22 protein-coding genes and 1 tRNA gene are annotated in these 23,396 nt (G+C 69.5%); 15 read left to right on the top strand and 8 right to left on the bottom strand.

Translation table 11 applies throughout. From position 1 onward, the window contains the following. Positions 1 to 59 precede the first annotated feature (59 nt). The 5 genes from tmk to VNG13_09225 all read left to right on the top strand — a co-directional run bounded on the left by tmk (position 60) and on the right by VNG13_09225 (position 5,927). Entirely contained in the window at positions 60 to 2,144 is a 2,085-nt protein-coding gene (tmk, locus tag VNG13_09245; protein ID HVA60704.1) for a dTMP kinase, read from the top strand. Beyond that, a complete protein-coding gene (locus tag VNG13_09240; protein ID HVA60703.1) occupies positions 2,141 to 3,307 on the top strand; it encodes a DNA polymerase III subunit delta' in 1,167 nt (388 codons plus the stop codon). Before tmk ends, VNG13_09240 begins: the two co-directional genes overlap by 4 nt. A gap of 100 nt (positions 3,308 to 3,407) precedes the next feature. Continuing rightward, the gene (gene ricT / locus VNG13_09235) at positions 3,408 to 4,292 is read left to right on the top strand and encodes a regulatory iron-sulfur-containing complex subunit RicT (GenBank protein ID HVA60702.1); all 885 of its coding nucleotides are present in this window, start codon (positions 3,408 to 3,410) and stop codon (positions 4,290 to 4,292) included. Between the two features lie 209 nt (positions 4,293 to 4,501). Beyond that, positions 4,502 to 5,821: an alpha/beta hydrolase gene (locus VNG13_09230; GenBank protein ID HVA60701.1), complete on the top strand. Its 1,320-nt coding sequence runs from the start codon at positions 4,502 to 4,504 to the stop codon at positions 5,819 to 5,821. 30 nt (positions 5,822 to 5,851) lie between these two features. Then, positions 5,852 to 5,927: transfer RNA gene (locus VNG13_09225), tRNA-Thr, on the top strand. 484 nt (positions 5,928 to 6,411) lie between these two features. Here the strand turns inward: VNG13_09225 and VNG13_09220 are convergent. Then, on the bottom strand, positions 6,412 to 6,801 hold the full coding sequence (locus VNG13_09220; protein ID HVA60700.1) for a DCC1-like thiol-disulfide oxidoreductase family protein: 390 nt from the start codon (positions 6,799 to 6,801) through the stop codon (positions 6,412 to 6,414). Between the two features lie 34 nt (positions 6,802 to 6,835). Continuing rightward, positions 6,836 to 7,456: a dihydrofolate reductase family protein gene (locus VNG13_09215; protein HVA60699.1), complete on the bottom strand. Its 621-nt coding sequence runs from the start codon at positions 7,454 to 7,456 to the stop codon at positions 6,836 to 6,838. Between the two features lie 109 nt (positions 7,457 to 7,565). Between VNG13_09215 and VNG13_09210 the strand changes: the two genes are divergently transcribed. After that, positions 7,566 to 8,405: an adenylate/guanylate cyclase domain-containing protein gene (locus tag VNG13_09210; protein HVA60698.1), complete on the top strand. Its 840-nt coding sequence runs from the start codon at positions 7,566 to 7,568 to the stop codon at positions 8,403 to 8,405. A 106-nt stretch (positions 8,406 to 8,511) separates the two neighbouring features. Continuing rightward, positions 8,512 to 9,819, top strand: coding sequence for a peptidoglycan-binding protein (locus VNG13_09205; GenBank protein ID HVA60697.1), 1,308 nt, complete (start codon positions 8,512 to 8,514; stop codon positions 9,817 to 9,819). Positions 9,820 to 10,142: 323 nt separating this feature from the next. Here the strand turns inward: VNG13_09205 and VNG13_09200 are convergent, their stop codons facing one another. Genes VNG13_09200 through VNG13_09180 form a run of 5 tightly spaced genes read right to left on the bottom strand, consistent with a single transcriptional unit; the run spans position 10,143 to position 13,480 of the window. Beyond that, on the bottom strand, positions 10,143 to 10,787 hold the full coding sequence (locus tag VNG13_09200; GenBank protein ID HVA60696.1) for a class II aldolase/adducin family protein: 645 nt from the start codon (positions 10,785 to 10,787) through the stop codon (positions 10,143 to 10,145). A gap of 8 nt (positions 10,788 to 10,795) precedes the next feature. After that, the gene (locus VNG13_09195; protein ID HVA60695.1) at positions 10,796 to 11,281 is read right to left on the bottom strand and encodes an Rrf2 family transcriptional regulator; all 486 of its coding nucleotides are present in this window, start codon (positions 11,279 to 11,281) and stop codon (positions 10,796 to 10,798) included. A gap of 54 nt (positions 11,282 to 11,335) precedes the next feature. Beyond that, positions 11,336 to 12,436 (bottom strand): cysteine--1-D-myo-inosityl 2-amino-2-deoxy-alpha-D-glucopyranoside ligase, encoded by a 1,101-nt coding sequence (locus tag VNG13_09190; protein HVA60694.1) that lies wholly within the window; start codon positions 12,434 to 12,436, stop codon positions 11,336 to 11,338. Between the two features lie 31 nt (positions 12,437 to 12,467). Continuing rightward, positions 12,468 to 12,881: an anti-sigma factor gene (locus tag VNG13_09185; GenBank protein ID HVA60693.1), complete on the bottom strand. Its 414-nt coding sequence runs from the start codon at positions 12,879 to 12,881 to the stop codon at positions 12,468 to 12,470. Continuing rightward, on the bottom strand, positions 12,881 to 13,480 hold the full coding sequence (locus tag VNG13_09180; protein ID HVA60692.1) for a sigma-70 family RNA polymerase sigma factor: 600 nt from the start codon (positions 13,478 to 13,480) through the stop codon (positions 12,881 to 12,883). Before VNG13_09180 ends, VNG13_09185 begins: the two co-directional genes overlap by 1 nt. Positions 13,481 to 13,610: 130 nt before the next feature. On the opposite strand from VNG13_09180, the gene VNG13_09175 reads away from it, so the two are divergent. Beyond that, positions 13,611 to 13,925, top strand: a complete 315-nt coding sequence (locus tag VNG13_09175) for a hypothetical protein (GenBank protein ID HVA60691.1) — start codon at positions 13,611 to 13,613, stop codon at positions 13,923 to 13,925. 53 nt (positions 13,926 to 13,978) lie between these two features. On the opposite strand, the gene VNG13_09170 is transcribed toward VNG13_09175, so the two are convergent. Next, positions 13,979 to 14,467, bottom strand: a complete 489-nt coding sequence (locus VNG13_09170) for an inorganic diphosphatase (protein HVA60690.1) — start codon at positions 14,465 to 14,467, stop codon at positions 13,979 to 13,981. Positions 14,468 to 14,492: 25 nt separating this feature from the next. Here VNG13_09170 and dacB point away from each other — a divergent pair, with 25 nt between their 5' ends. The 7 genes from dacB to VNG13_09135 all read left to right on the top strand — a co-directional run bounded on the left by dacB (position 14,493) and on the right by VNG13_09135 (position 23,388). After that, positions 14,493 to 15,863, top strand: coding sequence for a D-alanyl-D-alanine carboxypeptidase/D-alanyl-D-alanine-endopeptidase (gene dacB, locus VNG13_09165; protein HVA60689.1), 1,371 nt, complete (start codon positions 14,493 to 14,495; stop codon positions 15,861 to 15,863). 5 nt (positions 15,864 to 15,868) lie between these two features. After that, positions 15,869 to 16,954, top strand: a complete 1,086-nt coding sequence (locus VNG13_09160) for a zinc-dependent metalloprotease (protein ID HVA60688.1) — start codon at positions 15,869 to 15,871, stop codon at positions 16,952 to 16,954. Positions 16,955 to 16,999: 45 nt separating this feature from the next. Further along, a complete protein-coding gene (tilS, locus tag VNG13_09155; GenBank protein ID HVA60687.1) occupies positions 17,000 to 18,004 on the top strand; it encodes a tRNA lysidine(34) synthetase TilS in 1,005 nt (334 codons plus the stop codon). Next, the gene (gene hpt, locus VNG13_09150) at positions 17,913 to 18,494 is read left to right on the top strand and encodes a hypoxanthine phosphoribosyltransferase (GenBank protein ID HVA60686.1); all 582 of its coding nucleotides are present in this window, start codon (positions 17,913 to 17,915) and stop codon (positions 18,492 to 18,494) included. Before tilS ends, hpt begins: the two co-directional genes overlap by 92 nt. A 331-nt stretch (positions 18,495 to 18,825) precedes the next feature. After that, on the top strand, positions 18,826 to 21,027 hold the full coding sequence (gene ftsH, locus VNG13_09145) for an ATP-dependent zinc metalloprotease FtsH (protein ID HVA60685.1): 2,202 nt from the start codon (positions 18,826 to 18,828) through the stop codon (positions 21,025 to 21,027). 13 nt (positions 21,028 to 21,040) lie between these two features. Further along, positions 21,041 to 21,640: a GTP cyclohydrolase I FolE gene (gene folE / locus VNG13_09140; protein HVA60684.1), complete on the top strand. Its 600-nt coding sequence runs from the start codon at positions 21,041 to 21,043 to the stop codon at positions 21,638 to 21,640. Then, positions 21,637 to 23,388 carry a phosphatidylglycerol lysyltransferase domain-containing protein gene (locus VNG13_09135; protein HVA60683.1) on the top strand — a complete coding sequence of 584 codons (1,752 nt, stop codon included), beginning with the start codon at positions 21,637 to 21,639 and terminating at the stop codon, positions 23,386 to 23,388. Before folE ends, VNG13_09135 begins: the two co-directional genes overlap by 4 nt. The last annotated feature ends 8 nt before the right edge of the window (positions 23,389 to 23,396 follow it).

The raw sequence follows: 23,396 nt of genomic DNA, 5'->3' as shown, positions 1-23,396 counted from the left end.
GCTGAATCGCGAGCGGCCCCGAGAACGGAGGCCGCTGGGCGCCTTCGAGACCGGAGACCATGACCAGCCCGGACGCCATCCGCCGATCCGACGGCGATGACGTGGCTATCGTCCAGCCTCCCGGCCTGTTCACGGTCTTACGCATACCGGCGTTCCGCCGGCTCTGGATCAACCTGTCCCTGTCCAGCCTCGGAGATTGGCTCGGCCTGCTCGCCACGACGGCGCTCGCCTACGCGCTCGTGCACGGCTACTCCCATCAGGCGTACGCCGTCGGCGGCATCCTCATCGTGCGCCTGCTCCCGGCGCTCGTCATCGGGCCTTTCGCCGGGGCGTTCGTCGACCGTTTCGATCGGCGTTACACGATGGTCGTCGCGGATATCGTGCGCTTCGGCCTCTACGCGTCGATCCCACTGGTGCGCACACTGTCGTGGCTGTTCATCGCATCCTTTCTCACCGAGTGCTTCAGCCTGTTCTGGATTCCCGCCAAGGAAGCGTCGGTCCCCAACCTGGTGCCCCGCGATCGGCTGGAAGCGGCCAACCAGCTCTCGCTTATCTCGTCGTACGGCTCGGCGGCGGTCGCGGCCGGAGTGTTCTCCCTCGTCTCTCTGCTGAACAGCGCCTTGGCGGCGGGTTTGCCTTATCTGAAGGCAAAAACCAATTCGGTGGATCTCGCCCTCTACTTCGATGCCGGGACGTTCCTGTACTCCGCATACACCGTGTTCCGGATCCCGGAAATCTCCCGGGCGCGAGCTCGCGTCACTCCCGAGGGCAGCGAGCAGGTCGGGATGGTCAGATCGATCTCCGAGGGCTGGCGCTTCATCGGCTCGTCCCGATGGTTACGCGGTCTTACCATCGGCATCCTCGGGGCGGTCGCCGCCGGAGCCGCGACGATCGGTTTGGGGAGACCGTTCGCTGCTGACCTGGGCGGCGGCAACGCCGCCTATGGAACCTTGTTCGCAACCGTCTTCCTCGGCCTCGCTATCGGCATGCTCAGCGCGAGTCGGGTCGTCCCGGGCCTGGGGCGTCGACGGCTCATGGGCTTAGTGATCATCAGCGCCGGGGTCGCGCTCGCGGTCGACGCGGTGATGCCGAACCTCCTGCTGGCCATCCTCATGACGTTCATCGTCGGCTTCTTCGCGGGGATCACTTGGGTGACGGCGATCACCCTGGTGGGGCTCGAGGTGTCCGACGATCGCCGCGGCCGGACGTTCTCGTTCATCTACACGGTCATGCGGATCGACCTGCTCCTTGTCCTGGCCACCACACCGTTCATCGCCGGAGCCATCGGCCCGCATCGCTTCCACTTCGTCCACGTGGGACTGCGCGTCGACGGGGTCGTCGTGACGCTGCTCGGGGCCGGGGTCGTCTGCGCCGTGATCGGCGTCGCCTGCTACCGGCTGATGGACGATCATCCTGGCGTCCCGCTGTGGTCGGAGCTGCTCGGAGCGTTCGTCGCACCCGGGCGCCGGCACCCCCGCGGTGTTTTCGTCGCCTTCGAAGGCGGGGACGGGGCGGGTAAGTCCACGCAGGTGGCGCTGCTCACTGACTGGCTTGCCGAGCACGGCCATCCAGTGGTAACCACTATGGAGCCGGGAGCCACGACCGTCGGGCAGCAGTTGCGGGCCACATTGCTGGACCGGCGCGATCAGCCGATGGCCCCGCGAACCGAGGCCCTGCTCTATGCCGCCGATCGGGCCCAGCATGTCGACGAGGTAGTTGCCCCGGCGCTAGACCGAGGCGCGGTTGTCGTCACCGACCGTTACGTTGATTCTTCGCTGGCCTACCAGGGGGCCGGCCGGACCCTGGCCGCCGGCGAGGTAGCCCGACTCTCCCGATGGGCCACCCATGGTCTGGTTCCGGACCTTACGGTCGTCCTCGACGTCTCGCCGCAGCTCGGCCTGGCGCGCAGGCGAGCCCCCCTGGACCGCATCGAGTCGGAGCCGACGGAGTTTCACGACCGGGTACGGGCGCGCTTCCTTGAACTCGCCCGCCGCCGACCCCACCGTTACCTAGTCGTGGACGCGGGGCTGCCCGCCGACGAAGTCGCCAGCCTGGTCCGCGCCCGAGTCGAGCCATTGCTCCCCAAGCCGGTGACGGCGACCGCGGCGGAGGCAGCCAGGCCCGCCGCAAGGGCGGACCTATGAACGCGTACGACGGGCTCATCGACCAGGGCTCAGTGATCGCCCGGCTGACCGAGGCCGTGGCGTCCGCGGCCGACGAACTTGCCGGGCGCCTCGGCGCGTCGATGACCCACGCCTGGCTCTTCACCGGACCGCCCGGATCCGGCCGATCGGTAGCCGCCCGGGCCTTCGCGACTGCGCTCCAATGCCCGTCCAGTGGCTGCGGAGACTGCCATTCCTGCCGCACCGTGCAGGTTGGGACGCACCCCGACGTCGATCACGTCGTGCCCGAAGGGCTGCACCTGTCGATCCGGGAAACCCGGGAGATCGTCTCGCGGGCCGCCAGAAGCCCCAGCCTGGGCCGGTGGCAGATCACCGTGATCGAGGACGCCGACCGCATGGAGGACCGGACCGGAAACACCCTGCTCCGGGCGATCGAGGAACCGCCCCCGCGGGGTGTCTTCCTGCTCTGCGCGCCCTCTCCGGAAGATCTCTTGCCCACGATCCGTTCCAGGTGCCGCCTGATCAGCCTGCGGCTCCCCTCGGTCCGTGCCGTAACCGACCATCTGGTCCGGCGCGAGGGTGTGGACCGAGCCATCGCGCAGTTCGCCGCGCAGGCTGCCGGTGGACACGTCGGCCGTGCACGCTGGCTGGCCCGCGACGAGCAGGGGCGGGCCCGCCGGCGCGATGTGCTGGCCATTCCGGCGGCAGTCGCAACCGTGCCCAGGTGCTTCGCCGCTGCGGAAGCTCTAGTCGCGGCGGCCGACAACGAGGCGGCTGCCGCGACGGTAGAGCGGGACGCCAGTGAGCTGTCGGCTCTGGAGGTCGCGATGGGTGTGGGTGGTTCGCGCCGGCCGAGGGGCAGTGCCGGCACATTCAAGGACCTCGAGGACGCGCAGCGCTCCCGGCTCACCCGAAGCAAGCGCGATGCGCTCGACCGGGCCCTGACCGACCTGGCGGGGTTCTACCGGGACGTGCTCGTCCTCCAGCTCGGCCGCGGGTCGGCGCCGGTCCCGTTGACCTGCGCGGATCTGGGGCCGGCGCTGGCCGCGACGGCAGCGGCCACCACCACGGAGGCCAGTCTGCGCCGGATCGAGGCGATTCTCGATGCCCGCGCGGCGATCGAGGCGAATGTGGCGCCGTTGCTCGCCGTTGAGTCCATGCTGCTGGCCCTGCACGCCAGCTGAGATTCGTCCCGCGGCGGCCAGCGGGTGCGAGATGTGCGACATAGGCTGATCGACACGCATCCCGGAGGGAGGTCACCCGCTCGTGGGCATGATCTGCGCCGTGAGCTTCGAGCGCCATGGACGGCTCTACTACCTGGACCCGGGGCGACACGCTCCACGGGTGGGAGACAAAGTCCTGGTGCCGACCGAAGACGGGCCGGAAGTCGCCGAGTGTGTCTGGGCGCCACAGTGGGTTGACGAGCAGGTCGGTGGGCTACCCCAGCTGGGCGGACTGGCCAGCCAGGCCGACCTGGAGCGAGACGAGCGCAACCGCCGACGTCGCGCGGAAGCCCGGGTACTGGTCAAGCGCCTCGTCCGCGAGTCGGGTGCGCCCATGAAGATCGTCGGCGTGGACTTCGTCGACGTGCGCGACCGCGATCCCGCTCGGCCGCCCGGATGGTCGGGAGACCGGTTCACGATCTACTTTTCCGCGCCTCACCGGGTCGACTTCCGGGAGCTGGTACGTAGCCTGTCCCGGAGTCTCGGGGCCAAGGTCATCCTGCGCCAACTGGGTGCTCGCGACGAGGCGCGAGTGCAGGGCGGCATCGGACCCTGCGGGCGCGATCTGTGCTGTTCGACGTTTCTCAAAGACTTCGAGCCGGTCTCGGTCCGGATGGCGAAAGACCAGGATCTTCCGGTGAATCCGCTCAAGATCTCCGGCGCGTGCGGTCGCTTGATGTGCTGTCTTAAGTACGAGCACCCGCTGTATCAGAAGTTCAAGGCCGAAGCTCCCGCACTGGGCACTGCCGTCGATACCCCGGAGGGGGCGGGCCGGGTCGTCGGCTACAACGTTCCGGCCGAACAGGTCGTCGTCCGGCTGTCCGACTCCGGGGCCCGGTGCGCCTGCCCGAAAGCTAGTGTTTGCGGCTCCCGGCAGGATTACGAGACCTCTCGCCGGGATGGAACCGTACGCGCGGAAGAGGAGCAGACATCCGCAGACGCCTAGCCGCAGTACTGGCCTGCCTCGTCACCGCCGCTGCCGCCTGCAGTAGCCCGGCGCACGGCCCGGCTCGGGGCACCGCGACTCCCGCGGTCAGCGCTACCGGGTCGGCGCTGGCCGCCCCCAGCGCCACCGGTCCGGCAGCCGCCCTCCGGGCCTTTTATGCCCAACGGCTGTCCTGGTCCAGTTGCAACAACGGGTTCCAGTGCGCCACGTTGCGCGTTCCGCTCGATTACCGCCAGCCCGGTGGCCAGACGATCACGGTGGCCGCGGTTCGGTTGCGCGCACGCGACACTGCGGGTCGGATCGGGTCGTTACTCGTCAACCCCGGGGGCCCCGGTGCCTCAGGTGTCCAGTTCGTGCTCGACGCGGCACAGAGCTTTCCGGCCGCTATCCGGGACCGTTTCGACATCGTTGGCTTCGACCCCCGTGGGGTCGGCCAGTCCACTCCCGTACGCTGCCTGTCCCCGCACGCGCTGGACGAGGAGGTCGCGGCCGATCCGGTTCCGGATGCACCTGGCGAGTTGTCGAACCTCGTGACCCTGGCGAAGCTGTTCGCCGGTGGTTGTGAGCACGAAAGTGGAGCACTGCTCGCCCACGTGAGCACGCTCGACGAGGCCCGCGACATGGACGTGCTCCGAGCGGCGGTGGGCGATGCCAAGCTCACCTACCTGGGGTTCTCCTACGGGACCTATCTGGGTGCCAAATATGTGCAGCTCTTCCCCAGCCACATCCGGGCGCTCGTTCTCGACGGAGCACTCGACCCGTCCCTTACCGTCGACCAGCTCAACGAGGTTCAGGCCGAGGGGTTCCAGACGGATCTCGACGACTTTCTCGCGTTCTGTGTGCAAGGGGCGAACTGTCCCCTGGGCTCGAGCGTGTCCGCCGCAATGGCGGAGCTCAACCGCCTGACCCGTGCGGTGGACGATCATCCGCTGCCCGGGGGTGGCGGCCGGACCGCAGGCGCCGGTGAGTTCTTCAGCGGCCTCGCGTTCACTCTTTACGACCCCACCTACGGATGGCCCGCGCTCGAGCGAGCGCTCGCGGCTGCGGAGCGGGGGAACGGCGCGCCGATCCTCGCACTGTCTGATGCCTTTGTCGGACGCAACCCGAATGGCACCTACACCAACGAACTCGAATCGAACACCGCGATCAACTGCGTCGATCGACCGTCACCGACCGACCTGACGACCTACGAGCGGGCGGCGGCTAGGAACGAGCGGATCGCTCCGTACTTTGGCGCCGCCATCGAGTGGGGTGGCCTCGCCTGCGCCTACTGGCCGGTGCCACCAGCAGAGACGCCGCACGCGATCTCGCCCGGTGGCGCTCCGCCGATCCTGGTCGTCGGGACCACCCGCGATCCGGCGACGCCCTACCAGTGGGCCCAGGCGTTGGCCCGGCAACTGCGCACGACACTGTTGAGCTACAACAGCGACGGGCACACGGCCTACCTACGCAGCGGCTGCATCGACGGCTATGTCGACGCATATCTCATCGCGCGGCAGTTGCCCCGTCCGGGCACCGTGTGCTCCTGACCCATAGACTGGACGGGCCGTTAGGCGTCCGCCGCCTTAGCTCAGTCGGCAGAGCGGCTCACTCGTAATGAGCAGGTCAACGGTTCGATTCCGTTAGGCGGCTCCATCTGGCTTCTGACCTGGGCTTTCGCCCAGGTTGGTTGTCGATCACGAGTGAGGTACTCCCGGTCGGGGGGAGCGGGCGACGGGGTTCACGCACCCCGGTCAGCCCATCGTCGTCGCCGTTTCCTGCGAAGGACCGGCCGGTCCTTCGACCGCTGAGCGCGAGGAGTCCGGTGCGTCGAACGGTCCAAACCGCGGGACCCACCAGCGATGCCGTCGGTGCGAGCGACCCGGCTACGTCGACCGTGACCCGGTCGGCGGCACAGCGGTGGTCGCGTCCGCGCTGGGTCGTGCTGAACTTCACGAAGTTTCCGGCGATGATTTCGACCGCGACTCCGGTCGCGGTGCGAAGCAGCTGGGCATCCGGCGGCAGTCGCGACTCCAACTCGGCGATCAGGGTGACCTTGTACCGGGGCACGGAGGGAGTATCTGACACTTCCCGGTCGGAGGGTGAGGCTGTTGAGGGGGCGGGCGAAAGCGAGCGGGGTTTACCCGTCCCGGCGACAAGCTTCGGTAGCGCCCGGTAGGCGGTGTCTGTGCCGGGCAACCGCGCGATAGGCCGGAGCGAACGCCCAGCGCAGTTTCTTCGCGCCCAGGAGCCTGCCGATGGCGGCTCGCCAGCCGCCGCTGGCGATGAGCGCGTGCGCGATCGCCAGATGGCCGGCACTCCGCGATCCGTCGGGCTGGACCCACCAGGCCGCTTGCTCCACGTCGCTCACCGTCAGCCCCAGGCGGGCCAGCCCCTCCCCGCCAAGCCGCTGCCAGGCCACCGCCGTGGCCGGCCCGCGCCAACGGGCGGAGATCCGGCGGGCACTCGCGGTGCAAAAGGCGCAGTCTCCGTCGTAAAGCAGCATTGGATGTTCCAGTCCGAAGGTCACGCCCGTGACGGTATCCGCCGCGTCTCACCGGAGCTCAGGATGCGCTGTTCTCGTACGAGCCGTACTGGGCGCTCCCGGCCGGCTGGTATGTGCTGATGATCACGCCCATGCTCGTCGTCGTGGTGGATGTCAGCCGGAGCGCCGCCGCTCTTGCGCCTTCCCGAAAGAGTCTCTTGCCGGATCCGAGGCGGACCGGGAAGATCAGGAGACGGTACTCGTCGATTAGATCCTGCTCGATCAGGGTCTGCGCGAGTCCTCCGCTGCCATGCACCTGAAGCTCGTTCCCGGGCTGCTGCTTGAGGTCGGCGACCTCGGCGACGATGTCGTTGTCGAGCAGCGTGGCGCCGGGCCAGTCGACGGCTCCGAGGGTCGTCGAGGCGATGAACTTCGGCCGCGAATTCAGCCTGCTCGCAATCGGGTCCTCAGGGTCGGTTACCAGTGGCCAGTGAGCGCTGAATATCTGGTAGGTCCTGCGGCCGAGGAGGAACGCATCGGCGTTGGCGAACCAACCGGTCATGGCTCGGCCAAAGTCCGGGTCGCCGTACGGGAACGACCAACCCCCGTGTTCGAACTGACCGTCCCGGTCCTCGTTCGGTCCGCCTGGCGCCTGCATGACGCCGTCCAGGGTGAGGAAGGTGTGCAACGTCAAGCGCATCGTGATCTCCTCCACGTTCGGACGCCGTCGCCACTGAGAAGGCTCCCGAACGCCGGGAATCATCGCAGCCGGGTCTGTGATGATCCCCCGCCTCGGGCATCATCACAACGTGGAGGAACAACCCGAGCGGCCCTTCCGCCCGCTCTCCAGGCGACTCGCCGGTGGCCGTCATGTGGTCGGAACGGTGCACACGGCCATGGCTGGGCGATTGGTGGACTTCCTCCGCCGCACCGACCCGGGATTGCTCGCCGGGATGACGGATGTGGGCTTGCTCCGAAGGGACTGGGTCGACGAGCCGGGCAGTGGCCCGATGACGAGCGCGACGCCATTCGAAGTCCTGGAGCGGTCACTTGCGCGGCTGGTCGAGCGGCGGCCGTCCACCCTTGCCGCTCTCGGGCTGTCCGCCGTGGAGGTGCTGTCCGCTTCGTCGGACGCGGAGCGGGATCCGGCCGCGTCGACGAGTCGGCTGGCGGTGATGTTTACCGACATCGAAGGGTTCAGCAGATTCACCGCCACTGAAGGCGATGAGGCGGCGGCCCGGCTCCTCGTCGAGCACTATCGAAGCGCCGGACCCATTGTCCGCAGCCGGGGCGGGCGGGTCGTGAAGCGCCTCGGCGACGGTCTGCTCATGACGTTCCCGGAAGCTTCCGCGTCGGTGCTCGCCGGCGTGGAGTTGGTGGCGGCACGTCCGGGGTCGTTGCGCGTGCGCGCCGGTGCGCACCACGGGGACGTGGTTGTGCAGCGCAACGACGTGGTGGGGCATGTGGTCAACGTCGCGGCCCGGGTCACCGAGCTAGCGCATGCGGGACAGGTGCTGGTGACGGGCGATCTGCGCGACGCGGTCGCGGACGACCTGAAACAGGTGGAGTTCGGCCGGCCGCGCTTGCGGAGATTCGCTGGCGTCGGCGACCGCGTGCCGGTGTGCAGCGTTCGACCTCGCCTCGTTTGACGCCGTCGATTTCTCCGGTTTCCGCCCTGGCGGTCAAGTCGGCTGGGTCCGGCGCCGACCTTTCACATGGGCAACAGCGGCACCACAACCATCAGGAGACCTTTCCGTGGCTAGCTCGATCGGGCAGGCGTCGGGCATGCGTGTGCTCGGCGTGGCGCTCACCGCCGCCGCCCTGGTGCCGACTGCCGCATTGACCGCAGCAGCCCAGGCCGGCCCGGTTCCCGCCCGGTCGGTCACCACCATCTGCGCGAGTCTTTCCTTGGGGGCCGTCGGTCCGGCGGTGGCCACCATCCAGAAGGCGGTTCTGGTTGCTGCCGACGGAGACTACGGCCCGATGACTCGCCGTGCCGTCGAGCGTTTTCAACGGGCTCATCGGCTGGCGGTGACCGGCGTCGTGGATGGTGCGACGTGGCATGCCTTGCCGCTTGGTACGGCCACGGCCGCCTGCGGCCAGCCAGCGGCTGGCACCGGTGTCGGCGCCACCTGCGCCACGCTCACCGAAGGTGATGTCGGGCCGGCGGTGGCTGTCCTCCAGCGCGCCATCGGTACCACCCCCGACGGCGGGTTCGGACCTTTGACCCGAGCCGCCCTCGTCGCGACCCAACGCCGCCTCCACCAGCCCGTCACCGGAACGGTCGGCCCGTTGACCTGGTTCGGCCTCAGGCTGGCGCACACCCCGGCCTGCGCGGTGACCGGAACTTTGGTCAAGCCGACGTCGGCTCAGGTGCAATCGCCCGGTGCCCACGCCGCCCCAAAGGACGGCCCCGCTCAGGCCGCGGTGCGCTCCGAGGTAATCCGGCTCACGAGCGGTCTCGCCAAGGCGTCGGGGACGAGCACCGACCCGATCGCCGCCGCCGCGATGCGCTTCGCCCTGGCCCAACGTGGCCACCCCTACCAGTGGGGCGGTACGGGACCGAAGGGCTATGACTGCTCCGGCCTGGTGTATGCCTCCTACCGGTCGGTCGGGCTCGCGGTCCCCCGAGTAGCCGGTGCACAGTACGGCGCCGGTGTCGCGGTGCCGCTGAATCGGCTACAGGCCGGTGACCTCGTCTTCTATGCGAGCGATCTCGTGCAACCGACGACCATTTACCACGTTGCGCTCTACGTCGGCCACGACACCATCGTCAATGCCCCCTACACCGGCCAGGTTGTCCGTGAGGAGCCGCTCTGGCTGGACGGGTTGCTCCCGACGGCCTTCCGCCCGGCCCCGCTGCTCAAGCTTCCGATCCGGCAGGGCGAGCAGGGAACGACAGTCGAGCAACTCCAGGTTGGTCTGCGGGCGCACGGCTTCCGGTTGTCCGTCGACGGCTCCGACGGCCCCCAGACGGTGGCCGCGGTGCGTGCATTCCAGCAGCGTGCCCACCTCGGTGTCACCGGTGTTGCCGACGCGGCGACCTGGATTGCTCTGATCTGAGCGACCCGGCTTCGCTGAGCGACCCGCGGCAGGCAGCGGCCCCCGAGCATTTCCTGGATCGCCAGGGCCGGTTGGACTAAGACCGACGCTCGAGGGCCGGGTGACTGCCGGGAATTCGCCGTGCGCCGTACCCGACGCACGAGATCACGGGTCGGCGACTAGCGGACAGTCACCTCACGAGTCCGTTGTAAACACATGTAAGCGGACCACCTCCCTTCTCGCGTGCGGCCAATATACGACCGGATTCGCCCGCCGCCCAACGAGAAATATTGTTTCGTGACGTCGACTCGAACGGGAGTGGACCCGGCTGGCGTGGAGCGCGCCTAGTCCCCGAGCAGCCCGGGGTAATCGAGCTCCTTGGCCGCAGCGGCGACCGCCGCGATTTCGTCCGGGCCCAGTGATCTGGGCTGGCCGAGAGCCGAGGCGCGGCAGTAGACCGCGCACGCCCATTCCAGGAGGACCGTCCGCTCGAGAGCCGTCCGCAGGTCGCGTCCGACGGTGACCGATCCGTGGTTGGCCATCAGCGCGGCGGTGCGTTCGTGCATAGCGCCGCGCACCGATTCGGCGAGCGCAGCGCTGCCGAAAGTCGCGTATGGGGCGACCCGGACCGGGCCACCGAACGTCAGCATCTGGTAGTGCAGGCAGGGCAGCTCGTCGACGACACACGAAACGGCGACTCCCAGCGGGGCATGTGTGTGCACAACCGCGGCGACGTCCGCTCGCTCGTACAGCGCCAGGTGCATGGCGAGTTCGGACGTCGGCGGCCGAGGCCCGTCCAGGACCTGTCCGGAGAGGTTGACGATGGCCACGTCTTCGGCCCTAAGGTCGCCGAGTCGGACGCCGGTCGGGCTCACCAGCAGGTGACCTCCAACCCGGGCGCTGAGGTTGCCGGCCGTGCCCAGGACGAGCCGCTCGGCGGCCAGTTCGCGGCCGGCATCGGCGAGGCGAGCGCGCTCGGAGTCGAGCATCGCCGGAGTCAGACCTCCCGAGCTGGCGGGTGCCGGTCCAGCTCTTCCCGGCGGTACTGACCGGCGAGTGCCGCCACGTGTGTCGGGAGGCGGCGGCCGGCGAGGTCGGCGAGGGTCACGGCCTCGAGCACGGTCCGGATGCTCGAGCGCAACGCCATCCAGACATCCGTGAGCGGTTCGGCGGGCCCCGTGTAGTGCATGAGGGACAGGCTCAGATCGCGGACGCTGGCCAGCGGCCCGTCGATGCAGCGGATCACATCCGCCAGGGTGATGGTCTCCGCCGGTCGCGCGAGAAGGTAGCCGCCGTCGGGCCCGCGTCGGCTGCGCACCAGGTTGCCCGCCCGAAGCTCACCGAGGATTCCGAGGAGAAATTTGGCGGGAATGTCTTGAGCTGCGGCGATTTCCTCGGCCTTGAGTGGCGGGCCTACCGGGTCGCGTACGGCCAGCTCGGCCATCGCCCGGGTGGCGTACTCCGCCTTGGCCGACATCCGCATCAGATCAGTGTCTCGCCGGACGCGGAAGGTGCGACCGCGGACGCGGCCCGGTGCTCACAGCAAACCGAGGATGGCGGATAGTCGGCGGGCCGCCTCGCCGCCCGCCTCCAAGCCGATGCTGAGCGCTCGCGGCACATCGAGTTCGTCGAGGAGCGCTCGCTCCACCTCGGGCACGGCCGACGTCGGTCCGGAACTGCGGGCAGCCGCCGCGTACACATCTTGCAATTTGCCAGCGGCCGCGTCGACCGCGGCCGGCTCGAAGTCCCAGTCCGAAGCCCACGGTCGGTCGAGGATGAGCAGCCGTACGGCGGGCGCTGGGTAGGACGCCAGCAGGTCACCGACGAGCACGAGATTCCCGACGGACTTCGCCATCTTCCGGCCGTCCTTGCGCACGGCCCCGACATGGAGCCATCCGCGCGCGAACGGGACGACGCCGGTCGCGGCCTCGGCCATCGCGGCTTCGAAGGCATGGTGCGGGAACGCAAGATCCCGCCCGCCGGCGTGTACGTCGACGGAGGAGCCGAAAGTCGCGAGCGCCATAGCGGCGCATTCGGCATGCCAACCCGGCCGGCCGCGTCCCCACGGGCTGTCCCAGGCTGGCTCGTCGCCGGAAGAGGACTGCCACACCACGGCGTCGAGTGCGTTCTCGGCAGCCTCGTGATGACCACCAAACTCTTCAACGAGCGCCCCGGCCCTCCCCTGGTCGAGTCCGGCTCGCCGGGCCACGGCCTCGCCGGGGAGGAAGACCGAGCCGCCGCGCCGGTAGGCATGCCCCCCGTCGAGCAGGATGCCGGCCAGTCGGATCACCTGGCCGATGTGGCCGCGCGCACGCGGCTCGTGCTCGGGCCGGCGTACGCCCAGGGCGGTCATGTCCTGGTCGAAGCGGAACTGCTGCACGGCGGCGAACCGGTCGACGTACGCGCCCGCTCGGTGAGCCGCCGCGTCGAGAACGTCGTCGACGTCGGTGATGTTTCGGCAGGTCGCGGTCTCGACTCCGCCACCGCGCAGGATCCGAGCCAGCACGTCGGCCCAGACGAACGTCGAAGCATGGCCTAGGTGCGTGACGTCGTAGGGCGTGATTCCGCAGACGTAGATCCGGGCCGGCCCGACCAGCGGGAGGGGCACTCCGGCGAGGCGCAGAACGGGGAGGGTCATGGGCGCGAGGCTACTGGCCGGGGCCGGGCCATTAGCGACGTCGGGTCGCCAGCCGGGCACCGTGCCGCCAGGCGGACCGTCCGCCCTGCCAGGCCGCCCAACCCAGCGCGGTCGAAGCCAGCGCCCCGACCGTGAGAAACGCGACCGACAGTTCTGGGCGCGCGCCGCTCAGGGCGCCGCGGGCAGGGACCGCTGCGCGGGCCCTCAGGCCGGGCTCCCGGGCCTGATCGAGCAGGGTGTCGAGCAGCTGCGCTGGGGGCTCGGGTGGGTGCGCCCGCAGCGCGCTGAGACCGGTGCCGAGCTGCTGCTGATCGGCCCACTGCCCGGCACACTCCGGGCAGCGCCGCAGATGCGCCCGCACCGTCCGGTCGCTCCAGCCGGAAAGCTCCCCGCCGGCCAGCGCGGGCAGTTGTGCCTGAACTTCGCGGCAGAATTTCGGCGTCATCACGCGTCGCCCGCCAGACGGCCCGGCGGACCGTCCGCGAGGTCGCGGCGCAGTCTGGCGTGCGCGCGACACAGCCGAACCTTGACCACGGATTCGCTCACCCCGAGCAGGTCGGCCACTTCCTTCGTCGACAGTCCCTCGAGGTCACGCAGGACGACCACGGTTCGCGCGTCCTCGGGCAGCGTCGCTACGGCGCGTTCCGCCCGACGGGCCAGCTCGGCGCGGATCGCCTGGTCGGCAGGGTTCGGGTTCTGGGCGGCCAGCCGTTCCGCCGTGAGGTCGCCGGGAACGGCGAACGGCTGACGGCCAGCCACGACCCCGGTGGATCGCGCCCTGGTACGTCGGTGCAGCGCCGTCAGGCACACGTTGACCGTCACCCGGTGCAGCCAGGTGCCGAACGCCGACTCGCCACGGAAGCCGAGTACCGACCGGGTGACCCGGATGAACACTTCCTGGGTCGCATCCGCGGCCTCCTCGGGGTCGGCCAGCATCCGCTGACACAAGCGGTACACCTGGGCATAGGTGGCCCGGATCAGCGCGTCCAGCGCCCCGGGCTCGCCCCGCTGGCAGGCACGCACCATGGCGGCGTCGACGTCCATCCGACTCCTTGGACCCCGCGAATCCGCAGGGGTTACCGGTAACCAATGGTCGCCGAACGAGTCCAACCAGGGTGAGCGGCGCGCCGCGTCGCCCCCGCACCGGAACCGGTGTTCACGAAAGGAACATCCCATGTACCCCTTCGTCGTCTTGCTGGGCCTCGCGCTCGCGCTAGCTGTCGTCGGCGAGGTGGTCGACGAGCTATCTCCGGTCAAGATTCCGAGCTCGCTCCGCCGTACCGGCTCGGTTCTCGTCGCCATGGCTGTGTGCTGGGCGTTGAACTACTCGGTGTTCACCGTCTTCGGCCAGCACTTGCGCGAGGCATGGATGAACCCGGTCGCGAGCGGCATCGTGCTCATCGGCGTCGGCGAGTTCCTTCGCGTGCTCGTCGGCGGCCTCGGGTTCTCGATGAGCTTCGGCAGCCGCGATCGGACGAAGACTGCCTGACCGCACTGCATCACCGCCGAACTGATCGTGCCCACGGAGAGCCGTGGGCACGATCAGCTGTGGGTTCTCTCGGCCCGTTGCCGCGAGACGAGGATCTCCGCTTCGGCTGCCTCGCGTCCCGCCCAGGTGGCGCCTTCGACGCTCTTACCGGGTTCCAGCTCCTTGTAGACCTCGAAGAAGTGCTGGATCTCGAGCCGGTCGTAGTGCGCCACGTCGTCGATTTCCTGGAGATGGGCTAGCCGCGGATCGTGGGCCGGGATGCAGAGCACCTTGTCGTCGCCGCCCTTCTCGTCCGTCATTCGGAACATGCCGATCGTTCGGCAGGTGATCAAGCAACCCGGGAAAGTCGGTTCCTGGACCAGAACGAGCGCGTCGAGCGGGTCGCCATCGGCGCCGAGGGTGCCCTCTATGAACCCGTAGTCGGCGGGATAGCGGGTTGAGGTGAACAGCATCCGGTCGAGCCGGATCCGGCCAGTGTCGTGATCCATCTCATACTTGTTCCGGTTCCCTTGCGGGATCTCCACCGTGACCTCGAAGTCCACGCCGCTAGTGTCGCGCCTGCACCTGATGTCCGAGCAGGGAGGCCCGCAGATGCTCGCGAGCCGGCTCGCCCTCGCGGCGGCCGTCGCCCTCGCGGCGGCCGGAGGAGGTGCGACCTGGAGCTCGGCGGCGGGGGCCCGTGGGGGCGCGTCGGTCCCCGTCGCCCCGCCTTCCGCGACGGAGCGGCCGGCCTTGCTCCCCGAGCTGTCTCCGGCGGCCCCGGATCCGCGGCCCAGCGCCTTGGCCGCCCGTCTCGGCGCTGCGATCGATGCGGGAGGCGCCGGGCCGGGCGTGGGCGCGGTCGTGCTAGACCCGGTAACCGGATCAGTACTCTTCGGTCGCAACGCCGACGTGCCGCTGCCGCCCGCTTCCACGGTCAAGCTCGTGGTCGCGGTCGCCGCCCTCGAGGCCCTGGGTCCGCAGGCCCGGCTGCGAACGGTGACCGTCCTCGACGGCAGCACCGTGATCCTCGTGGGCGGCGGCGACCCGCAGTTCGACGGCCTGCCCAACCTGGCCACCGCGACCGCCCGGGCGCTCGGTGCCCGTGGCCTGCGGCAGGTTCAGCTGGCCGTTGATCTCTCTCGATACGCCGGGGATTCGGTGGCCGCCGGATGGCTACCGCACTACGTGGCCGAGGGTGACGTCGCGCCGGTGGTCCCGCTCGAGTACCAGGAGGGACGGCTCAGCTCGGGGACCGGGCCGCTGCGCACCGAGGATCCAGCCGATCAAGCTGCGGAGGTCTTCGCCGCGGACCTGCGGTCGGCGGGGCTCGTGGTCTCCACCGCGATCGAGCGGCAGGCGTCCGCTGCCGGCGACCGGATCCTGGCCGAGGTCGATTCCCGGCCGGTATTGAGCCTGGTGGAGCAGATGCTGACCGACAGCGACAACGACCTCGCCGAGGCCTTGGCCCGGGCAGTTGCAGTGCGCCTGGGCGATCCGGCGACGTTCTTGGGGGGCGCTACCGCTACCCGTTCCGAGTTGGTTCGGCTGGGGCTGGATCCGACCGGGCTCTACCTCGCCGATGCGAGCGGGCTCTCTCGGCTCGACGTGGTGCCGCCGATGCTGCTGGCCCGCCTCCTCACCGTGATCGCCGAGCCCGGCCACCCGGAACTGCGTCCGGTGCTCGAGGGGCTACCCGTCGCCGGCTTCACCGGGACCCTCGCGGGTCGCTACCGCTCCGGTCCGGCGGCGGCCGCGGCCGGACTGGTCCGGGCGAAGAGCGGGCGCCTGGACGGGGTGAGCAGCCTCGCCGGGACCGTGGTCGACACCTCCGGCCGGTTGCTCGTGTTCGTCGTCCTGGCCCCGCATGCGCCGAGGTTCGAGCTCGCCGAACCAGCCCTCGACAACCTGGTGGCGACCCTCGCCGGCTGCGGCTGCCGGCGTGCGCCCGTACCGTAGGGGACATGTCAGCCCCCCGGCTCGTCGACTGGGACCTCGCGGTCGCCACGGCATGCCGGCTCGTCCCGCCCGGACCGGCGATCGGCTACGCGGCGGCGGAGGCCGTCGTCGTCGACCTGCGGGCCGCGGCCGTCGAGGCCGAAGAGCATGTCAGCGCGCTCACGAGCCTGACTGGGGATCCGACGGCCGGGCCGGTGGTTGTGGTGGACCGGCCGGACTGGATCCGGAGCAACATCACCGGTTTCCGTCTCGTCGTCGATCCGCTCGCCGAGCAGCTGCTGTCGGCCCGCGGGGTCAGCGCGTCTGCGGCGGTAACGGCGATCGGCTCCCGGGTTGCTGCCGTGCAGGTGGGGGCCCTGCTGAGTTACCTCGCGACCCGTGTCCTCGGCCAGTACGAGGTGTTCCTCCCCCCCGGCCAGGGGTCCGGCCGGCTTTCTCTGGTGGCGCCGAACATCGTCGAGACCGAACGCCGCCTGGGGGTCGACCCGCGGGACTTCCGGCGGTGGGTGGCGTTGCACGAGGTCACCCACCGGACCCAGTTCACCGCGGTGCCTTGGTTGCGCGAGCACGTGCTCAGCGAGATCTCGGCGTTCCTGCTGGCGAGTGACCTCGATCCGGCCGCTCTGGCGGCTCGGCTGCGCGACGCTCTCGTGGTCGTCGCTGACGCGGCCCGGCACCGTGGCGAACGCAGCCTCATCGAGATCGTTCAGACCCCGGAGCAGCGCGTCATCCTCGACCGGCTGACCGGATTCATGAGTCTCGTCGAAGGCCACGCCGAGTACGTGATGGATGAAGTTGGCGAGCGGCTCGTCCGGTCGGTACCCGAACTCCGCCGCCGTTTCGAGGACCGCCGTGCCACGGCGAACCCATTGGAACGCATGGTGCGTCGCCTGTTCGGCATCGACCTCAAGCTCAAGCAGTATGCAGAGGGGGCCGCCTTCGTCCGCGCTGTCGTCTCGCAGGTAGGGATGGCCGGCTTCAACCGGATCTGGGCGTCCGCCCGGACCCTGCCCACCGGTGCCGAGATCCGAGACCCAGCCGCCTGGTTACGCCGGGTGCCGGGCGTCGGCTCCGCCATCGAGTCCGCCTGACCAGTGGCCGGGCCGCCTGGGCCGGTCGCCGAGGTCCGGCGAGCCGTGCGACGGTCCCTGGCCGATCTTCCAGCCGGAACCCTGGTCGTCGCCGCGGTCAGCGGGGGGGCGGATTCGGTAGCGCTGGCCGCTGCGCTCGCCCGAATCGCGCCGCGGGCTGGCTTTCGGGCCGGGGCGGTCACCGTCGACCACGGACTGCAGAACGGATCCGCCGAGCGGGCCGCTGCGGTCGCGCTATGGGCGGCCCGGATCGGTCTGGCGCCGGTCGAGACCACGAGGGTCGACGTCGTGCAGCGAGGCACCGGACCGGAGGCCGCTGCTCGGGACGCTCGCTACGCCGTCCTCGATTCGGTCGCGGAGCGGCTCGGCGCGACCGTCATCCTGCTGGGGCACACCCGGGATGACCAGGCGGAGTCGGTGCTGCTCGGCCTCGCGCGCGGTTCTGGCGCCAGATCCCTCGCTGGGATGGCACCGATCCGCGGGCATTACCGACGGCCGCTGCTCGACCTCCCCCGGGCCACTATGCGAGCCGCCTGCGCCGCCGAATGCCTTCCGGTGTGGGACGACCCGCACAACCGAGACCCGAAATACGCTCGGAGCCGGGTTCGGCACCAGGCGTTGCCGGTGCTCGAGGCCGCGCTGGGGCCCGGAGTCGCCCGGGCGCTCGCTCGGACCGCCGCGCTGCTGCGCGCCGACGCGGAGGCCCTCGACGTCTGGGCCGACATGGCCCTTGCCGACGCGGACCCGCTCAGCACGGTGGCGCTGACCAGGCTTCCGGCGGGCGTGCGCAGCCGCGTCCTTCGTCGGGCGGCCCTTGATGCGGGGGCGCCGCCCACCGCCGTGACTGCCGCTCATGTCGCCGCGATGGACCGCCTCGTGACCGCCTGGCGGGGGCAGGGGCCGGTCTCATTGCCGGGCGGCTTGGTCGCCGTTCGGGCGTATGGAAGGCTGCGCTTCGATGCCCCCGATCCGTCCGGCCCTGCGCGCCGAGCACCCGGACGTCGATCGGGTGCTCGTGAGCCAGGAGGAGATCGCCCGCAAGATTGTTGACCTGGCGGCGGCCATCGATGCGGACTACGCCGGCCGGGAGGTCCTGCTCGTCGGGGTACTCAAGGGCGCCGTCATGGTCATGGCAGACCTGGCCCGGGCGATGCACTCCCCGCTGTCCATGGAGTTCATGGCCGTCTCCTCCTACGGGTCTTCGACCTCCTCGTCCGGGGTGGTACGCATTCTCAAGGACCTTGACCGAGACATCGCCGGCCGTGATGTGCTCGTAGTCGAGGACATCGTGGACTCCGGGCTCACCCTGTCCTGGCTCGTTCGTAACCTGCGCTCGCGGGGACCCTCGACCGTCGAAGTGTGCGCCCTCCTCCGCAAGCCCGAGGCGGTCAAGCTCGGCGTGCCGGTGCGCTACGTCGGTTTCGACTTGCCGACCGACTTCGTCGTCGGCTACGGGCTCGACTATGCCGAGCGATACCGCAACCTGCCCTTCGTCGCAACGTTGCGGGCCGAAGTGCTCGCCCGGACGACCGGCGGCTGAGCCCCCCCGGGGCACCTCGCTGCTGCCGCGGGGGGGCTTCGTCCGCTGGTAGACTTGGCCGAGGTCGGCCCGGCTCCGGTGCCTCTCGGCTGCAACAGCTCGGACAGCTCCGATACCTCGGACAGCTCTGATAACTCGGAACAACGGAGCCTGGCCGAACGTTCAGTCGGGTAGCCCGCTGCGCGGCGGTGCGATCCGGTGCGGTGTACCGTCAACATTCCTGCGGTTGCGGGACCGGAGGGCGGGCTGAACGCTGTTCGGCGGGTTTCCGGGCCGTACAGGGGACCACGAGCGTGGCAGGAGGGACGGGCGCCGCCGGCGGCCCGAATCGATGAATTTCAAGCGGATGTCCCGGGGTCCGATCCTCTGGATCGTTGTCCTCGTCATACTCGTGTTCTCGCTCAGTTCGGTCCTGGCCAACGCCAGCGGGTATACGTCGGTCGACCTCTCGGTGATCGAGCACCAGATTGCCGTCGGCAACGTCGCCTCGGCCATCGTCGACGACAAGAATCAGGCGATCGAGGTCGTCGTGAAGTCGGCCAGCGCCGCCACGAAGAACGCGACCAAGCTCACCTCGTCCTACACCCAGCACTACGACGCCGCCCTGGTCAGCGAGCTCGACTCTCACGGTGTCGCCACGGACATCAAGGTCTCGCACCCCAACCAGCTGATCAGCTTGATCTTCAGCCTCCTGCCCTTCGTCTTCATTCTGTTGATCATGTTGTTCTTCCTCAACCAGATGCAGGGCGGCGGCGGCCGCGTTATGCAGTTCGGCAAGGCCAAGGCGAAACTGGTCAGCAAGGACACGCCGAAGACCACCTTCGCCGATGTGGCCGGTGTGGACGAGGCGATCGAGGAACTTCAAGAGATCAAGGAGTTCCTGGAGAATCCGGCGAAATTCCAGGCGATCGGCGCCAAGATCCCGAAGGGCGTGCTGCTTTACGGTCCGCCCGGAACCGGGAAGACGCTGCTCGCCCGGGCGGTCGCCGGCGAGGCGGGGGTGCCCTTCTATTCGATCTCCGGGTCGGACTTCGTGGAGATGTTCGTCGGCGTCGGCGCCTCGCGGGTGCGGGACCTGTTCGAGCAGGCGAAGGCGAATGCTCCGGCCATCATTTTCGTCGACGAGATTGACGCCGTGGGACGCCACCGCGGCGCGGGACTCGGCGGCGGCCACGACGAGCGGGAGCAGACCCTCAACCAGCTGCTAGTCGAGATGGATGGCTTCGATGTCAAGGGCGGCGTCATTTTGATCGCCGCGACGAACCGCCCGGACATCCTCGACCCGGCCCTGCTGCGCCCAGGTCGCTTCGATCGGCAGATCGTCGTCGATCGGCCGGATCTGGAAGGGCGGAAAGCGATCCTCCGGGTGCACGCCAAGGGCAAGCCCGCCGCCCCCGAAGTCGACCTTGACGTGATCGCGCGGCGCACGCCGGGTTTCACCGGGGCCGACCTGGCCAACGTCATAAACGAGGCCGCCCTGCTGACGGCTCGCTCGAATGCCAGACAGATCACCACCGCCATGCTGGAAGAGTCGATCGACCGTGTCCTCGCCGGCCCGACTCGAAAGAGTCGGGTGATGTCGGACAAGGAGAAGAAGGTCACGGCCTACCACGAGGGCGGTCACGCCCTGGTGGCCTTCGCGTTGCCCAACATGGATCCCGTGCACAAGCTGACGATCCTGCCGCGTGGTCGCGCCCTGGGCTACACGATGGTGCTGCCGACCGAAGACAAGTACACGCTGACCCGGTCCGAAATGATGGACACACTTGCCTACGCCCTCGGCGGCCGGGCCGCCGAGGAGCTCGTCTTCCACGAGCCCACGACGGGTGCGGCCAACGACATCGAGAAGGCGACGGCGACCGCCCGGGCAATGGTCACCCAGTACGGGATGAGCGATCGGCTCGGGGCCCGCAAGTTCGGCCAGGAGAACGGTGAGGTTTTTCTCGGTCGCGACATGGGGCATCAGCGGGACTACTCCGAAGACGTCGCGGCCCAGATCGATGACGAGGTGCGAGCACTCATCGAGCAGGGCCACGACGAGGCCTGGGACATCCTCGTCGAGTACCGCGACGTTCTGGACAATCTCGTCCTGCGCCTGCTCGACAAGGAGACGCTGAACAAGGACGACCTCGCGGAGGTCTTCGCCTCGGTGACGAAACGTCCTTCGCGGGTGTTTGCCAGCCCGCGCCGTCGGCCGGCCAAGGACGTCCCCCCCGTTCTCACGCCGAACGAACTGGCCCTGCTGGGCCCGAAGGACGTCGCCGGACTCGGTCGGGCCCGTACGCCTCGAAGCGGTAACGGCTCGGCATCGAACGGCGGGAATGGCGCGGGGAACGGAACCCGCGATGGATCCGGTCGGAGCGGACGCGCGGGCGGGCGCCGGGCCACCGCAGCGGAGCCACCCGGCTCCCGACGCTCGACCGGCGGCGCCGAGCGCACCGCGGACGTACCGCGTGCCAAGAAGGGTAGGCCGGCGGCCAAGGAGAAGGGCCGGACGCCGCGGCGTCGGCCCGAACCGGGGGCGACCGGCTGACGTGGCCGGACACCTGGCGCCCGGGACCGGCAGGCCGGACGCCGGCCCGATCGACCTGGCGCGGATCAGCGCGGCAGTCCGGGAGATCCTCCTGGCGATCGGCGAAGACCCCGAACGGGCTGGCTTGCGCGACACCCCCCAGCGGGTCGCTCGGGCGTACGCGGAGATGTTCGGGGGCCTCCACCTTGATCCGGGCGAGGTGCTCGGGTCGATGTTCGACGCCCGACACGACGAGATGGTGATCGTCCGCGACATCGAGCTGGCCTCCATGTGCGAGCACCACCTGGTGCCGTTTCACGGTGTCGCCCACGTCGGCTACATCCCGAACCCGGAGGGTCAGATCACCGGCTTGTCCAAGATCGCCCGGTTGGTCGACGTGCTGGCTCGCCGACCGCAGGTCCAGGAGCGGCTGACCACCCAGATCGCCGACGAGATGGACCGCCACCTACGGCCGCGGGGAGTCATTGTCGTGATCGAGGCCGAGCACCTTTGCATGGCACTGCGCGGGGTGCGCAAGCCCGGCTCGAAAACCATCACCTCCGCGGTCCGGGGTCAGCTGCGCAGCTCGCAGTCGACCCGGAGCGAGGCGCTGAGCCTTATCCTCGGTCGGTGAGCCGGCCGAGCGCCGTCCCCGGTACCGACCCCGTCGGATTGGACCGCACCTGGCATTGGCCGTGGGTGCCAAGGCTGGCCGGGTGGCTGGCCACGTTCATCGGTTTGCTGGACATCGGCAGCGGAGTTACCCCGGGACTGCGCGGTCGAGTGGCCGCGCTCAACCGGGTGCTGCCCGGGGCGATCACCCATGCAGCGACCGCCCTGACCATCGTCGTTGGCATCCTGTTCCTTCTGCTCGCGCACGGACTGCGCCGACGGAAGCGGAGGGCATGGCAAGCGGTCGTCGCGTTGCTCGCGATCAGCGTCGTGCTTCACGTCGTGAAAGGGTTCGATATCGAGGAGGCGACCATCTCGGTCGTCCTGCTCGCCGCCAGTTTGCTGCTCCGTGCGGAGTTTCCGGCTGCCGGCGACCCTCGGACCCGGTGGTCAGCCCTCCTCGCCTTCTTTGGCCTTCTCGCACTTTCGGTCGGTTTGGGCTTTGCGATGCTCGCGGTTCGCCGACACGACCTGATCGGCGCGCCGTCGCTGAGCACCCAGCTCGGGTACGTGCTCAAGGGCCTGATCGGCGTCACCGGGCACGTCCGGTTCCGCAACTCCCGGGTCGAGGACATCGTCAGCGACAGCTTGGTAGCACTCGGTGTCCTCATCGCCATGACCACCGCGTACCTGGCCCTGCGCCCACCCGAGCCGCTGGCGTCGCTGGGAGGCGAGGACGAACGACGGATGCGCGAGTTGCTGGGTCAGTTCGGGACCCGGGACTCCCTGGGCTACTTCGCCCTGCGACGAGACAAAAACGTCGTCTGGTCGACCACCGGAAAGTCATGCATCGCCTACCGGGTGGTCTCCGGCGTCATGCTGGCTAGCGGTGACCCGCTCGGCGATCCGGAGGCCTGGCCCGGTGCAATCGCCGCCTTCCTCGCCGACGCGCATCGGCACGCGTGGGTACCGGCCGTGATGGGCTGCAGTGAACTCGGCGGCGAGGTGTGGACCCGCGAGGCCGGGCTGTCCGCCCTAGAGCTCGGGGACGAGGCGATCATCGAGGTCTGCGATTTCAGCCTGGAGGGCCGGGCCATGCGCAACGTCCGTCAGGCTGCTGCCCGGGTAGAGCGCGCCGGGTACTGCTGCCGCTTGCGCCGGGTCGGTGATATCCCGCCCGCGGAGATCGAGCAGCTGCGCATGCAGGCAGCTGCCTGGCGCGGCGCCCAGACCGAGCGCGGGTTCTCCATGGCCCTGGGCCGCTTCGGTGACCCAGCGGACCGGGACTGCGTGGCGGTGACCGCCGAGCGGGATGGGACGCTCTGCGCCTTCCTGCACTTCGCGCCGTGGGGCCGTGACGGGCTCTCCCTCGATGTCATGCGTAGGGACCGCTCGGCTGACAACGGACTCAACGAGTTCCTCATCGTGGAGACCCTTCGCTGCGCGCCGGATCTCGGAGTTCGTCGGATCTCGCTGAATTTCGCGGTGTTCCGGTCCGCACTCGAGCGGGGGGAGCGGCTCGGGGCAGGCCCGGTCCTCAAGGCATGGCGCGGGCTGCTCGTCTTCATCTCCCGGTGGTTCCAGATCGAGTCGCTGTACCGGTTCAACGCGAAGTTCAGGCCGATCTGGGAGCCGCGCTTCATCTGCTACCCGAGCGCTCGCGACCTGCCCCGGATCGCCGTCGCCGCGCTCGAGGCGGAAGCCTTCATCGTCTGGCCTCGGCCGGCCCTGCGTCGGCTGCGCCGGCTTGCCGGGGCCCGGTCGGCCTGAGCGACTTC

This window comes from Mycobacteriales bacterium (assembly GCA_035533475.1).
Classification (GTDB): Bacteria; Actinomycetota; Actinomycetes; order DATLTS01; family DATLTS01; genus DATLTS01.
The sequence above is the reverse complement of the archived record's forward strand: the minus strand, read 5'-3'. Positions and strand labels throughout refer to the sequence as shown.